Consider the following 14,365-nt stretch of genomic DNA (forward strand, 5'->3'; position numbering starts at 1 on the left):
ACTTAGTTACAACCTAGCTCAGTCCTAAAACCATACATTGATGATTCAATCGTTTGCGCACTGTTATACGATAAGTTTGGCATGACATTTACACCTGAGCGCGACTCAACTTCATCAATACTTACTTCGGTATTTTAAAAGTTATCACTGCAATTTGCTGTTTGCTTCATAATAAATGCCGATGATTTAATTGTGCTACTAGTTTGCTACATAACAATTTTAAACTAGCCACTTGGAATGGTATGCGCTTCGTTATCTTGTGGTAACTCTGCAAAATAATATTCGTATAATGGACCAGTTACTACGTATAAATCATTTCCATTTTCTACGTGATTTCGCACTGCAGATTCAAGCCTAACCCATGGTCCTTGATTTAATGCGGATGATTGCGGCGTAATATTAGAAAGTAAGTTTGTTAGTTTCCAACGTGTCTTATTACTAAAAGATGCTAATGGTACTTGATGGCCTCTGTCGGTATTTATAGTTGCGTATGCATCGGTGTAATCATTAGTGTGAATATAAATCAGGATCGGCTTTCCACCTTCTGCTTCTTGATGGTCCCCTCATAGTGCTAGTCGTAACATGGTAAGTCACCCAATCAGCAAACTTTATATAACGATTATTTTTTAATGTATAAATGCTTCGCTCAATTGTATTCCCATTATCTAAACCTGTTGGGCAACCTTGTAAACAATTGTCTGCACTTGCACTGTGCGCAAAGCATAAACCTGACAGTACTATTGATGCCGTTTTTATTGCCTTCATTGCTTTATCCTCAATTAAATGAGGGTAAAAATTAGCAGTACATTATTACAGCAATGTGTATCTAACTAATTGTTTATAAATACAATAATATCGTCTTAAGCTTTTAATATTATTAATAAAAAGTCGCGAATATACAGTTACCCTCGCCTTATATACAAGGTAGTAACGTCGCTTGCAGACCTAGTGAATAAAGGGATATTTATACGCTGACCTGTATTATGTTAAATTGTGTATGTTATTTATTTTCGTATATAATTACCCTAATCTAAAGCGTATACACACAATTTTGCGTGTAAATAGTGAGCAATTTATAGCGTTTTATACTTAGATGGTTTAATACTAAAAATAGATGAAAACAAAAAGCCGTTTAAGCAATTGATTACACAAAAATGAAAACAGCTCAAACGGCATCGTTTTATATGCATGTTAGGCAAAATGGTTAAATTACCCCTTAAAATTAGGGTGTTTTAACACTTTTTATCAGCCAAAAACTCAGCCATCAACGCAGTTACTCGTTCTGGTTACCTAGTGCTCTGCTTTTTCTATCCAAGTTAGTGTTGTATTTGCTAAGGTTTGAGCTAACTGAGGTGCATATTTAGGTTTTGAAAGTTATCTTCCTCACCCCATAAAATGAGGGTTTCATGCTTTAAGCTTTTAAGAGCACCCGCAATTGCTTGTGTGTACTCTTTATTAAGTCGGCGCATATTATTGAATAACGCTGCTTTACTTTGCTCATTACTTCATTGGTTTAAGTACTGTTTTTTTAGCTCATCGCTCATTACGGTTTTATCGTATACACCTTTTGGCATAAAATCATTTAGCGTATCAACAAACTCATCAACCGATGTTTCTTGTTCTACAACAGGCTCAAGCAAAGGTTCAAATTCGGGTATTGACCAAGAATCAAAACAAACACTATCAATTAATTTTAAGCTGTTTACTTTTTCTGGGTAATTTACTATCGCCATGAGTTGTTCTATTTCATCGCCAATATCATGAGAGGCAATGTCTGCTTTAGTAATACCTAGCTCATCCATAAATTCACTGATTATTTTGCACGGGGCATTAATTGATAAATCAGTATTTTTTGGCATAGCCGATTCGCCGTAATTGAGTAAATCAGGTGCAATAATACGATGTTGCTCTCTCAGTGATGGCATAACATTTCGCCACAACGATTTGTTAGTCGCAATACCGTGTAATAATAGCATCGGTGTACCCTCGCCCATTTCTTGATATACAATTTTATGGCCTTTAACGGTAATGGTTTGTGTTTTACTCATACTTAATATCCTCATCAATATTTTAAATTTAGCCTAAACCTATATATGAGTAGTGATGAGCAAATATCATCCCTGCTTGTTTTTAAAATAATTTTTTTGGCGTTTTATAATTACAAAACCCTGAGAGCGTTTAAAAGCAAGGCGCGCGGCAATTAACAGTAGGTAGGATTTATTTCCATTTAAGTGAAATGAGTAAAAATAAAGAGTATGAAATAACTTTCAATTTTAAAAATTTGAATCAAAGTAGCTGCTACATGAAATAATTTCTGACAGCTTAGGCCTATTATAAATAATAGGCCTTGTGTAATTTAAAGGTATATCGGTTTGTTCAAAAATCGTTTTAGTTTGGGTTAGCTTAGCAAGCGCTTAATCTTATTAATTAATACTTGCTGCTTAACTGGTTTTTCGAGCATGTCGTCAAACCCAAGTTCAATATACTTATTATTACTATTTGTTTGAGAATCAGAAGTGTGAGCAATAATTTTAGTATTATGACCTGTGTTGTGCTTTTTAATTTTAAGCATCGCGTCTGTGCCTGACAGTTCAGGCATAACAATATCCATTAAAATAATATCGTAATTATTTTGCGACACCATTAACATAGCTTCTATTGCGTTACTTGCGTAATCTATAGTTATGTTTTCATCTTTGAGCATGGCTTTAATAACCATTTCAACGAGCGGCTCATCATCAACTAATAACAACGATTTACTTTTATTAAACGCTGTATGCGATGCAGTTACAGTCGTAGCTTCTTGCTTGTTTGCATTGGTTGGTAATAATTCTACGGTGTTAACTAATAACGTTAAATCAATAGATGTTGTTTTACCACGCTCATTTACTGTTATGTCTTTACCACCTAACATATTGAAAATTGACAGAAATAGACGAAGCTCCAATGTGGCATCAAAATCTAAATGAGCCTCTTCGGTATTACGCTTAGAAACCATTTTAAGCTGACTATTAAAGCTCCCCTGGTTTGAAAGGTTATCTATAGAAAAGTTTAGCGATAAAAAGTGTTTTTCACCCTCTTTTATAAGCTCAGAAATAAGAGTTAATTTATTTTTATTACTGCACTGTATAAGTTCACTCGCTAATTGGGTAATTAATTGCATAATTAGATTTTCATCACTGACTATACCTTGATTGGTATTAACCTTGTTATTAACAACAATTACGTTTTCTTCTGACTCTTTATTGATGATATCGGCAGTATTATTTATTAACTTTGAAAAATTAATACTGCTCATCTTAAGCTTTAATTTCCCTGTGTCTGTTTTATTAATATTTATCAATTGCTGTATAACGCAACCTAACTGTTTGCATGCTGTATCTAACTCATTAAATAAATTAAATTGAGTATTTTTACTATTTATTTCTTTTATAGACTCTAAAAGAGTAAGTGGTGCTTTTAGTTGCATCGTTAAACGTGTTACAAACTTATCTTTTATTTGATTTGTTTGTTTTGACTTTTCTACGACTTGCGCAAGTAAAAGTTCTTTTTTATGTGCCTCGGTTTCATCTCTAAAATAGCAAACAAAGCCACCAAAATCAGTATGTCGTTGAACTACCGTTATCCAGCGGCCATCATTAAAGCCTATTTCAATCAGTTGGTTATGATTATTATCACGTTTATTATGCTCTTTATAATGCGTAATAATATTATTTTGCTGAGCAATACTAATAATTTGGCTGTAACTTAACTGCTTATTATTGTGTAAAACATTAATAAATAATTCATTAAATGCCTGATTAGTTATGACTGGTATTTCTTTACTATTGAAAATGGCAAATCCATGAGGAAGAGCATCAAGAGAGGTTGAAAATAACGACTCACGATTAAGTATATGTCTGTTTTTATCTTTTATTTCATCATGTAAGCGTCTAGGTAAGCGTAAAAAATAATAAACAAATACAAATATGGCTAAACTAATGAGTGCAAGTTTGATGAGTTCAAGCTTTGATACTTTAGGCGGTATTATAGGTTTGATTGGTTGTACATGTAAGCGCCATGTGACAGGAAATCGACTACTAGCTGCACTTATACTATTCGGTATGGTTTTTACGTTTAATTCTCCTCTACTTCCTAGTATAAATTGAGGTGTTGATATAAATAGATTGTAGTTTTGGGTGTTTAATTTACCTACAATAGCGCTTAAAAACTTACTTAAATCAAAGGCTGTTAAGGTATAAAAACGGGTATTCTCCATGTTTATTTCGGAAATTAAAAACGCAGTATCAGCCACAGTATAAACCTCAACTGATTGCTTATTCGCACGTGCAGAAAACCGATTTAACCAGTTTTTAAAACCATAGGCTGCTAAATCAAAATTGTTTTTTGACCATAGGGCTAGCTGTTTATAATCACGATCAAATACAACAAACCCTTTGTAAGTTAAGCTGTTCGATACCTGTGTTTTAACTAAATCACTTAATTGTTGCTGAGTATAGCTTTGTTGACTTTTTAAAAATCCTGCTACAATTTTGTCTTTTTGGGTAATATATAACGCTTGATTATCAAAGCGTTCAAGCGCATCAAACAATGTTTGCCTTAATTGTTGTGTTTGTGTTTCGTAAGCTCGTTTTTTTTCATTTTTTTCTAATGTGTATAAAAGTAACGCCGAAAAAGCGCAAATAACCAAGGCGATTAAAAATGCCACAGGCGCTAAACTAAATAGGTGCACATACTGACTCATTGATTTATTTTTAGTCGGTTTTACCGGTTTATTTTGCGTAAAATTTTTATTGAGTTGTGTTTGCACCAACTGTGCAAATGAGACGAATTGATCTTTTTGAGAACCAACGAGTGTTTTAGGAGCTAGTTCAGCAATAATAAGCACGCCCATTAATTTATTTGCTAAGTCGTAAATTGGGTACTGCGCGTAAAAACGAACCTGCTGGCAGTGTCTTTTAGTTAAGGAGTCAAACAACGTGTCTTCGATAGTATGCAGCTTCTCTTCTGTGCAAACGCTTAAAAGGCTACTTAGTTCACTCTCTATATTATAAGGGTCATCGCATGTAATGATTTGCTGTGTATAAATAGCCTTGTAATCAACGTATTTAACTATTGAAACGTCAAAAAATTGCTTCATTAAGCTTAATGTTTCTGCTATTGAATTATTGATCTCATCGTGCGTGTCGTTAAACTCGTTGATGTTATTTACATATGACATGTTCATGGACGTACTCCTTCACCTTTAGGGGGAGTAGAAATCCAACGCGTACTATTTGCACCTGTATGCGAAGGAAGTAAAACCCTAAATGGCGGTAGTAGGTTGTTTAAAGCAGGTTCGCCTGTAGCTAAATTTAAAACCGGCTCGGCCGAAGCTAAATTAAGTGAAGCCTCGCAATAAGTCACTCCAGGCTCAATACCAAGCAAAGCCAAGGTTTGAATAATAATCTCGTTGTTTAATAAATCGATACCCAATAATTCAAACGTAGTTTGTAAAATGGTAAATACTAAAGTTTCTACAATGTTTTCATCTTCTTCGAGGCGTGTACCTTGCGGGCAGCAAATGCTGCCAAGCTCAATATCTACACTCGCAGTTAAACCAACCAGTGCCAGTGCATCAAGCGTTGTACCTAAAAGCACCTCGACTTGAGGTAAATATAAATCGAGAATATCGCCTTGCGATTCGTAACCTGTTTGACATTCAGTACATGATTGAGATACCTGTTGAGGACTCACCCCCAAAAGCGGATTGCCAAGGGTTGTTACACCCACTAAACAACTGCTATCAGCTTGTTGCTTGTCAACCGAAAAACTTTCGCACGGATTACCTGATACCACTTTTTGAGACATATAACGAGACACTATTTCATCACCGGTTGCAGGGCATGCTAAAGCTGTACTTTTAAGTAACTGCCCCATAACTGAGTTATTTAGCTGCCCTATTGCATAGTTTGGGCCTTGTTGTAATGCGTTTATATAGCTCACATTGCCTGTATTTGAGATGCTGCTTATCCCATTACTATCTGAAAACTCATCACTTAAGCTTTTAATACAGGGATTACCTTGGCAATTGGGCGCATCATAATAAATTGCTTCACGAGAGGTGAATCTATCATCGCGAATACCAATTAAGGCCCGATAAGTGGCGTTTGCCTGGCGGTCGGTATAAAAAATTAAAGGGGCTTGGTGTTCATCAAACCCAATGGCAATGCCTAAGGGGGTGTTATTAGCATCCACAACCGTAATTTGGTTATCGACTTTTACGTGATAACGTTTTACTAGTGCATCACGTACTAAAATAACACCGCCAATTGAGCCAATAATTAAAATAGTAATAATTAAAATAAGCTCTATAGTCAGTATGTATCCGTGCTGATAACGTCTATTCATAGTGCGCTCCTATAACACTTCTACAAGCATTTTTAGTACATTCATTACTTGTAATGCAGCCGGAAAAAATACCAGTACTAAAAACATAGGAAAACAAATTAAAATTATGGGAAACGTGGTATGCAGTGCTTTTTTATTTACTTTTTTAGCTAACAAAATATTCTTTTTAAGCGCAAAACTTTCTAATTGGGACTCAACAGCCTGTATGAGTGGTGTGCCAAGTTTAGAGCCAATCAGCATTAAGTTTGCTAATTTTTTTAACCCCGTCACCCCTGTTCTTTCATACAAAGAATTAAACGCTATCTCGCGGTCTTTACCGGCTTTAAGCTCAAATAAAAATAGCTTTAGTTCTTTATATAGCGGATGCTTTTTACTTAACCCGTGTTCAACCGCTAGCGAAAAAGACCGCTCCAGCGAAAAACCTGCACGCATATACACCAACAGCACACTTAAAAAAAACTCTAAGCTATTGTTTATTTGTATTTTTCGTTGACCTTTTTTGAATAAAAACCAGCAATCGGGAGCAAAAAAACTCAGTGCACAGATACAAGTGACCACGCTTATGCTAAGTGTAAAGCCACTGATCTCTATGGCTGTGTAGGTGCAAAAAGAAGCAGCCATTTTAAAACAGTACATACTTAACATTATTTTGTTTAACTGGTATCCCGCCTGTCTAAATTGATTTTTTGAAATAATAATAAGTGGGTACCAATTTAAATTAGTTTTTACAGGCTGTTTTATTTCTGCTTTTAAAGACTGCTTTTGAATATGAATAAATGCACCCATACTCACTAATAGCCCAATAAATAAAAATATATCTATCATAATGTTACCCTCAAGCTGAGGCGTAGCCATAAAAAACCAAATAGCTGGCAAAGCACAGCAATGGTAATAAATGCCATGCCATTAGGGTTAGTTAACAAAGGTTCAAACCAGGTCGGGTCGGTGTAATTAAACAAAGGGACTAACGCATAAGGTAAAATGCCACTAAACAGCGCAGCGTACTTGGTACCAGAGAGCTTTGCCTTGAGCTGTTGACGGTCTAATGTTCGCAAAGACATCATTTTGCAAACACTTTTTAGCATGTCTGTTAAATCACATTGGCTTTGAGAATGAGTAATTATACTGTGTGCAAATAAGCGCGTTGTCTCGCAGTTATAACGACTTATTAAAGGCGTAAATACACCATGCACATCACTACCCATCGTCATGCGCTGTAACAATAATTGGCTTTGTGGTTTTATATATTTGTCAGCATGTTCATGCGCAAATTGCATCGCTTGAATAAGCGAAAGCCCAGTACTTAGGCACGATTGTATGGTTTCTATGTACTCTAAAAATAAGTGCTCAAACTTAGCAAGTTTGTAATGGGCTAAATCTATAACCACAATAAAACAGCTAATAAACACGACTAAAGATAAAATTAAAGCGCTGGTTGTTGCTTGCGGGTAATAGTAAAGCGCACCGTACCAGGCACATGTGCCAAGCGAGCACGCCACACTAATAAATGACACACTGTGTATGTTAAGCCCTAAAACATTTAAAGAAACGCTAAGAATGTCTTTCTCTTCAAGTATATCCGTATCAAGAATATTATTTGCGGGCTGTGTTTTTGTCTTAATCGAAATAAACACACTCAGCGCCAGTGTAAATGTTATAACACTTGCTATGGCCAAGAGGTAATCTAGCTTATTCATCGCTTGACCCCTCGCTTGTTTTTAGCAGTTCAATAAGTGCATTCGCATTTGCACCTTGGCTTTGCATAAAATTTATTACGCTTGAATTACTAATCACCTCTATATCAACGTGCTCAGTATCATTGACACTGTAAAGTGCAGAAAATTTCGCGCAGCCATTTACTCGTCTTATTTCACCGATACTTTTTAGCGATCTTTCGCCATGTGTATTACGCGAAACATGCACGATTAACTGAATACTTGATGCGATTAAAGCACTTGTATGGGTATCGCTAAGCTGGGCATTATGTAATTGCACAAGCGTAGATAACCGAGTGACTGCGTCGAATGCGCTATTTGCATGAATTGTTGTCATTGAACCTTGGTGACCGCAATTCATAGCTTGAAGCATATCAATAACTTCACCCGCACGTACTTCGCCTACGAGTATTCTGTCGGCACGCATTCTAAGGGCAGCTTTGACTAGGTCACGCAATGTTACAGCGCCTTTACCATCGTTATTGGTGTCGTGAGCTTCTAATTGCACAACATGGTTGTGATGAAGATTTAACTCCGCACTTTCTTCAATAGTAACAAGGCGTTCATTAGGGTTTATAGAATTGGCAAGTACATTTAAAAGGCTTGTTTTACCTGCACCGGCATTTCCGCAAACTAAAATATTAACGCCTAAACTAACGGCTGTTTTTAAAAAGCTGAGACATTGCTCAGTTAAAAACTTATTTTTGATTAAAAATTCACCATCTATTTTTTTATGATTAAACTTTCTAATCGACACAATAGCCGCACTCGTGCATGCCGGTGGCACCACAATATGCACCCGGCTGCCATCTTTTAGTTTACCATCGACAATCGGCATAAGTGCATTGACTTGACGCCCACAACTATCGAGCAATCTATCAACAAAACGACGTAAATGTCGCTCATCATCAAACTTACTGGCGGTGCACAGTAATTTGCCTTGTTTATCAATCCAAATACTTTGCGTATCGTTAATTAAAATATCGCTCACCTGATCATCAAGCATAAACTGCGCTATGGGCCCTAAGCCTTGTATTTCATCACACACAGCTTGAACTACTTGTGATTGTTGGTGGCTGTTGTAAGGCAGTTGCGCAAATTCCTCTAGATCACTGCAAAGTGACGCCACTTTTTCGTGTAATCTATCATCGAGTAAGGCACTGGGATCGTGTTCGTATTCTTCAATTACAGCATCGTGAAGAGTTTTTTTAAGCGTCTCAAACGTATTTAAATTTGTTTCGAGTGGTTCTGTTTTGCTTGATAAATTAAACATAACACCTCACTTAGCAACATAAACTGCTTGATTTTTAACGCCTTTAACAACTTCTATTGTGCGGCTAGTTTGTAGTTGAGAGAAGTTTTGTAAGCGCCCTTGCTCTATGTCGTAAGCGCTGTGCACTATTATTGATACTTTATCTTGGCTATCAATGGCTGCTAGTGAATATACATCTTTAGGAAGCACAGCGAGTACAAGAGATACACCTGCGCTGCTAGTTGTTTCTTTTTTGCCTAGACTATCCATTACACCGCTTTTTTGAGCTTGTGTTTTTGGTCCTTTTGAAATACCAATGAGTTGTACATCACGCGCTACGGTTCTAACAAGGCGGTTTGTTTTGGCAACAATGTCTAATCTATCGCCTTTATGAACACGTGATAAAGGGATGTCTAAGGTCGTTAGTTTTAATGTGTAGAGTACTCTGCCTGCTGGAATCGCCTCTGATAAATTTTGACTCTTAACCTGAATAAAGTCAGTTTCAAATAATGGCTGCTTATCTATTTTGTTTGTTGCTAACTGCTTACCAATAAAGGCACGAGGATTTTGAATACTCAGCGCCATATTAGAGTAGTTACTTGGGTCTATCTCTTTTTGTGCAATATCGTGCACGCTAATCACTTGCCCGGCCGACATATTTTTATTTACGACCCATGCTGTGATCAAGTCTTGATCATTTGCTTGCCTAATCCCAAGTGCTGAGGCCAACATGCCAGAGGTGATAAGTAATGTGAGAGCAGCGGTTGTTGCGCCTTTATTATTTTTACTTTTCATGATTTCCTCCTGACAAATTTCACTGCCACACAGCTGTGGCAGTGTACTTTAGGTCGACTTAGACTAATTACCTTGCGAACCACCTGCTGCTGTTCGAGTTGCAGCATCACCACTTGGCGTTGCACTAATAAGTGCTGCACTTTCACTGAAGTCTGAGGCAACAAAGGTGAACGAACTACCATCACCTGCGTATACATCAACAGAATCAACAAAACCTGAGCCAGAAATTTCTGCAGTGCCTTCGGCGTTGATCATGCCATCAAACACATAGCTTTGATCTAAAGAACCAATGGCTTCAGCCACATCCTCCAGCTCACTGGTTACCGAATCTCGTAAAGTTGATAAACCAATTACCAGGGCTGCAACCATTGAAGTTGATAGAATAATTAACTCAGATGTAAGTACAAAACCTTGTTGTTTCTTTGCGTTTAAGTTGCTTTTCATAGTTTTCATAATGATCACCTTAAATGTGTTAGAGCTTATGCCCACAATACATATAGCGAGGACCGTGCCATTTATTTTAACTTTTAAAATCAACACCTTAAACAATATGCTAAAGTAACCTCTTTGATTCTGCGTGTTATGATTCGCATTTTGCAAATCATAATTAAAGACTGGATGAGCACATGCAAAAGGTGAAAAAAAAGCAAATTTTTAACGTGAATTTCTTAAAAAATTTTCTTTGGTATTAACGTTTTTGAGACTATTAACGCTAGGTTTATAACACTGAGATGCATGTTAAAGGCTAGCGTTTAGTTTATCTAATTAGAGGTAATTTTAGGTGGGGGTTACAAATAAAAGCGGTGTAATAAGGCTAACAAAAAAGGCCTTGAGGCCTTATTAATTACAATTACCGAGTACCGAAAGCTTGGCATAGCGGACTGTTGCTTGTTTATATTGTGGGTTATGACTCATTGCTTGATTATAGTAATGACAAGCAAGTGAGTTATCGGGTGTTGCCTCAGCTATCAGTCCCTTGTGGTAATAATAAAGGCTTTTATGCGTACCAAATTTATAGGCAAGTTCTAAATAGTTAGCAGCCATAACATAGCGCCCTTGTGAATAATAAATTGCTGCCATTTGTAGATAAGGCGACGCTTTAGTACCAAATTCATCGATAGCATATTGGGCAATTTGTTTGGCTTTGGCCAAATTACCTTGCTCGGTAGCAAGCGTAATAGCTAAAGACAGCGAATTTAACGGAGGATTAGGTAAATTCAATAGCTTATCGGTAATTGGCTGAGCTTGATCAGCGCGCCCGCTTTTGTATAGCGCATAGGCGGTGAGAGATAAAATAGCTTTATCGTTTGGGTGTTCTAGCATTAACTGATTAAGGGAATGTACAAGTGATAAACAGTTAGCAGCGCGTGGGCCCTCGCATGTTAGGGCGGTATCATGTAAATCATACTTGGTAACAACATCACTCAACGCTGTGTGAGGGTTTACACTCGGTACATAGTCAATATGCGCACAACCTGTTAAACAGATTAAAATAAATATATAGATATTTCTCATAACCCTTGCTCCTGTATAAAATCACTCATTTGGCTGTCTAAATCAACACTCTGCCACACCCGAAGCGTATTTACTGGCTCTCGTACTAAATTTGGTGTGACCACAATAATCAGCTCTCTATTGTTTTCACTGTTACTGGTTGCTTCACTTAATTTACCAAATAAGCTATTACCATTTGTGTTTGGTACAAAGTCGTGGCTTGCGTTATTGTCTGTGCTTATCAATCCACCAATAATTAAGGGTTGTCCATCTTGCAGACGAGTTGACGTTTGCATACTGCGAGTATTAAAAGCACTGCTATTTAAACTACTGCCTGTGCTTTGTGCTATTTCAGCAGTGAGTGTTGTATCAGGTAGCGAAATAACGGGGTTTAAATCAAGAGTGATACGGTCTTTATCGTCAACTAAGGCGCGTACGTTTAATTCTACCCCAAAGGATTTGAATTCAGTGCCACTGAATACCGAGCCGCTATTGCCTTGTTGCCCACTGGTAACCCCAGATGGACTATAACTGGTGGGTACCGGCACCTCACCGCCTACTTTAAATACTGCGCTTTCACCTGCAAGAACCGTTAGTGTAGGACGCGATAATGTTCTAGATATGCCTTCTTGCTCTAGTAGAGAAAACAACATATCAATGGCAAATTGTGAGGTAGATAACTGTAAATTGTTAGTCAATTGTCCACCAATGAGTTGCAATGCATTTTCAATCGACGCTGAGCCAGACTCTCGTGATTTCATGCCCTCTAAGCCAAATAAGCTTTGCTCATTGTTATAGCCATTGGATAATACACTAATATCGGGACGCCACTGTTTTAATCGTCGCTGATTAACTTCGTACAACTGCACAGATACTCTCACTTGTGGCAAATCTTCGACTTCTATACTCGAAAGTACCCTGCCGTTTGCCACTGAAAGCAACGTTGCCCTAGCTATATTTGAATTAACATTACTGAGAGTTAATCCTGAGTCCTCATCTACCAAGCCGCCAGACTCATTTGCAAGTACTTCTATGCTACTTGTGTCATTTTGCGCAGTGTTGTTGGTCAGCGCATTTGGATTAAGTGCTGAAGATGGCGTTTGGCTTAGTTGTTCTGGTTCAAATAACTTACTAATGGTATTGAGTAAACGGACTAACTCGATTTGATTTTTTACCGAGCCGCTAAGCATAAACACATCGCTTTGATCGTTTGATAGCTCGTCCACTGAAATACGCTCTACATTGACCTTATCAGCCCCCATAGACTTTAAAACTTGTGCTATGCGCTCTTCTTTTGGTTTTGGCGCTTGAGTGACTTTAATAAGATTAATAATAGCCACCTTATTTGAGCTTTGTGCCAAGCCATTGTTTAAATTTCCCATACCCTGTAAGCGCTGTGCGAGTGAATTGAACATTCCTTGATTCGGTGCAGAGGTAATAACAGGTTGAGATGATTGCGAGCTTGTTGCGTATAAATAGTTTTTTGCAGCTTCATGTGCAGCATGGCGATAATTTAAAGTAGGTACCTCACCGCGCAGTACAACGGCATGCCTGTCAGGAGCGATCGTCAAAACTAAATTAGGGTGAATATCATTAAGGGCATTTTCAAGTACGCTGTAGTCTTCGGTTACACCGAGCAAAAATGTTTCTGATGAATTGTCGTCGTACCACACCATCATTGATGTGCGGCCTAACTTTTTAGCTAAAATTAATAACTCCCGCCCATTCACTACATTTACATCTAATGTGGCCTCATGCCCTAATGCAACACGGGCTATATCGCGGTTGAATACAAAGCGGGTATGTGTCCATTTAACTAAATGTGTTACTTTTTTAACTCTATCTCCATTGGCGTTTTCTATGTAATCCAAGTTACTTTGTTTGGAGTACGCACTAAACGATAAGAAAATAAGTATAAAAACAATCGATTTAAACATATGCTCGTCCTCAAGTATGCTTTGCTATAGCAGAGCAAGTTTAAGACCAGTAAAGTTTTTTATTTAAATTCAATAAATTAAAGAGGGTTAGAGGAGCTAGTAAGGTGTATTTAGTATTTTGATTTGCAAAATGCAAATGAAGATAAGAGTGTAGGCACAAAGCGCGGCTTTGTGCCTATATGCATTAATGCAGCGCGGCTGTAAAAGGAATGTTTTTACAAATTTCGGCTTCTGCAACGAGTAGCTCTTCCAGTCGAGTATCAACCTCTTCTTTATCAAAGTATTCGTATGCAAGCTCAACAAATAAGTTTTTATGTTTTTCTTCTGATTTAGCAATCGCCACATAAAAGTCTTTTTCTTTACCCTCTGGCAAAGCTTGTGCAACGAGAGAGAAACGCTCATGCCCACGTGCTTCAATCACACCGCCAACCAGTAATCTATCCATTAAAAATCCATCGCGGCCATGTCTAAATAACGCGCGAATTTGCTTTATGTAGGGATCTTTTTTGTCATCACCTAAAGTGGTATTACGATCCGTAAGGAGTTTTAGCACTTGTTTAAAGTGAATTAACTCCTCTAGCGCCAAATCTGTCATCGCTTTTACCAGTTTACGTTTATCTGGGTAATGAGAGAGCATAGATACGGCCATGCCCGATGCTTTTTTTTCAGCAGCGGCGTGATCTTGTAAAAATGTATTAAAGTCGGCTAAAACCGCTTCAGTCCACTCAAAGGGGGTGTTGTATTTTAATTCAAACATTTTTTGTACTACTTAAAAAATAATG

11 protein-coding genes and 2 pseudogenes are annotated in these 14,365 nt (G+C 37.4%); all 13 read right to left on the reverse strand.

The window, feature by feature from the left end:
* Window positions 1-341: 341 nt before the first annotated feature.
* A pseudogene (locus AABI99_RS06045) lies at window positions 342-530 on the reverse strand (DNA/RNA non-specific endonuclease); the annotation flags it as partial.
* Complete coding sequence (locus AABI99_RS06050; RefSeq protein ID WP_338364448.1) at window positions 508-765, reverse strand: hypothetical protein; 258 nt, start codon at window positions 763-765, stop codon at window positions 508-510. The gene AABI99_RS06050 and the pseudogene AABI99_RS06045, both read right to left, overlap by 23 nt.
* A gap of 528 nt (window positions 766-1,293) precedes the next feature.
* Window positions 1,294-2,048 (reverse strand): annotated as a pseudogene (locus AABI99_RS06055) (alpha/beta hydrolase); the annotation flags it as partial.
* A 350-nt stretch (window positions 2,049-2,398) separates the two neighbouring features.
* On the reverse strand, window positions 2,399-5,227 hold the full coding sequence (locus AABI99_RS06060) for a response regulator (protein WP_338364450.1): 2,829 nt from the start codon (window positions 5,225-5,227) through the stop codon (window positions 2,399-2,401).
* Window positions 5,224-6,390, reverse strand: coding sequence for a hypothetical protein (locus AABI99_RS06065; RefSeq protein WP_338364452.1), 1,167 nt, complete (start codon window positions 6,388-6,390; stop codon window positions 5,224-5,226). Before AABI99_RS06065 ends, AABI99_RS06060 begins: the two co-directional genes overlap by 4 nt.
* Before the next feature lie 9 nt (window positions 6,391-6,399).
* The gene (locus AABI99_RS06070; protein WP_338364453.1) at window positions 6,400-7,215 is read right to left on the reverse strand and encodes a type II secretion system F family protein; all 816 of its coding nucleotides are present in this window, start codon (window positions 7,213-7,215) and stop codon (window positions 6,400-6,402) included.
* Window positions 7,212-8,087, reverse strand: a complete 876-nt coding sequence (locus AABI99_RS06075) for a type II secretion system F family protein (protein WP_338364455.1) — start codon at window positions 8,085-8,087, stop codon at window positions 7,212-7,214. Before AABI99_RS06075 ends, AABI99_RS06070 begins: the two co-directional genes overlap by 4 nt.
* A complete protein-coding gene (locus tag AABI99_RS06080) occupies window positions 8,080-9,378 on the reverse strand; it encodes an ATPase, T2SS/T4P/T4SS family (RefSeq protein WP_338364458.1) in 1,299 nt (432 codons plus the stop codon). The genes AABI99_RS06075 and AABI99_RS06080 overlap by 8 nt, the downstream gene beginning before the upstream one ends.
* Window positions 9,379-9,384: 6 nt before the next feature.
* Entirely contained in the window at window positions 9,385-10,152 is a 768-nt protein-coding gene (locus AABI99_RS06085; RefSeq protein WP_338364460.1) for a hypothetical protein, read from the reverse strand.
* Window positions 10,153-10,215: 63 nt separating this feature from the next.
* Window positions 10,216-10,605, reverse strand: coding sequence for a hypothetical protein (locus tag AABI99_RS06090; RefSeq protein ID WP_338364462.1), 390 nt, complete (start codon window positions 10,603-10,605; stop codon window positions 10,216-10,218).
* 387 nt (window positions 10,606-10,992) lie between these two features.
* Window positions 10,993-11,667 carry a hypothetical protein gene (locus AABI99_RS06095; RefSeq protein WP_338364464.1) on the reverse strand — a complete coding sequence of 225 codons (675 nt, stop codon included), beginning with the start codon at window positions 11,665-11,667 and terminating at the stop codon, window positions 10,993-10,995.
* Entirely contained in the window at window positions 11,664-13,583 is a 1,920-nt protein-coding gene (locus AABI99_RS06100) for a pilus assembly protein N-terminal domain-containing protein (protein WP_338364466.1), read from the reverse strand. Before AABI99_RS06100 ends, AABI99_RS06095 begins: the two co-directional genes overlap by 4 nt.
* Before the next feature lie 184 nt (window positions 13,584-13,767).
* Window positions 13,768-14,340 carry a tRNA-(ms[2]io[6]A)-hydroxylase gene (locus AABI99_RS06105; RefSeq protein WP_338364468.1) on the reverse strand — a complete coding sequence of 191 codons (573 nt, stop codon included), beginning with the start codon at window positions 14,338-14,340 and terminating at the stop codon, window positions 13,768-13,770.
* Window positions 14,341-14,365: the final 25 nt, after the last annotated feature.

The sequence above is a fragment of the uncultured Pseudoalteromonas sp. genome (assembly GCF_963922945.1).
Classification (GTDB): Bacteria; Pseudomonadota; Gammaproteobacteria; order Enterobacterales; family Alteromonadaceae; genus Pseudoalteromonas.

What these genes read in the sequence shown, in the direction of transcription:
- AABI99_RS06065 (WP_338364452.1), bottom strand. Translation starts at nt 6,390, where the DNA reads ATGAATAGACGTTATCAGCACGGATACATACTGACTATAGAGCTTATT.
- AABI99_RS06105 (WP_338364468.1), bottom strand. Translation starts at nt 14,340, where the DNA reads ATGTTTGAATTAAAATACAACACCCCCTTTGAGTGGACTGAAGCGGTT.
- AABI99_RS06075 (WP_338364455.1), bottom strand. Translation starts at nt 8,087, where the DNA reads ATGAATAAGCTAGATTACCTCTTGGCCATAGCAAGTGTTATAACATTT.
- AABI99_RS06085 (WP_338364460.1), bottom strand. Translation starts at nt 10,152, where the DNA reads ATGAAAAGTAAAAATAATAAAGGCGCAACAACCGCTGCTCTCACATTA.
- AABI99_RS06060 (WP_338364450.1), bottom strand. Translation starts at nt 5,227, where the DNA reads ATGAACATGTCATATGTAAATAACATCAACGAGTTTAACGACACGCAC.
- AABI99_RS06090 (WP_338364462.1), bottom strand. Translation starts at nt 10,605, where the DNA reads ATGAAAACTATGAAAAGCAACTTAAACGCAAAGAAACAACAAGGTTTT.
- AABI99_RS06100 (WP_338364466.1), bottom strand. Translation starts at nt 13,583, where the DNA reads ATGTTTAAATCGATTGTTTTTATACTTATTTTCTTATCGTTTAGTGCG.
- AABI99_RS06095 (WP_338364464.1), bottom strand. Translation starts at nt 11,667, where the DNA reads ATGAGAAATATCTATATATTTATTTTAATCTGTTTAACAGGTTGTGCG.
- AABI99_RS06080 (WP_338364458.1), bottom strand. Translation starts at nt 9,378, where the DNA reads ATGTTTAATTTATCAAGCAAAACAGAACCACTCGAAACAAATTTAAAT.
- AABI99_RS06070 (WP_338364453.1), bottom strand. Translation starts at nt 7,215, where the DNA reads ATGATAGATATATTTTTATTTATTGGGCTATTAGTGAGTATGGGTGCA.
- AABI99_RS06050 (WP_338364448.1), bottom strand. Translation starts at nt 765, where the DNA reads ATGAAGGCAATAAAAACGGCATCAATAGTACTGTCAGGTTTATGCTTT.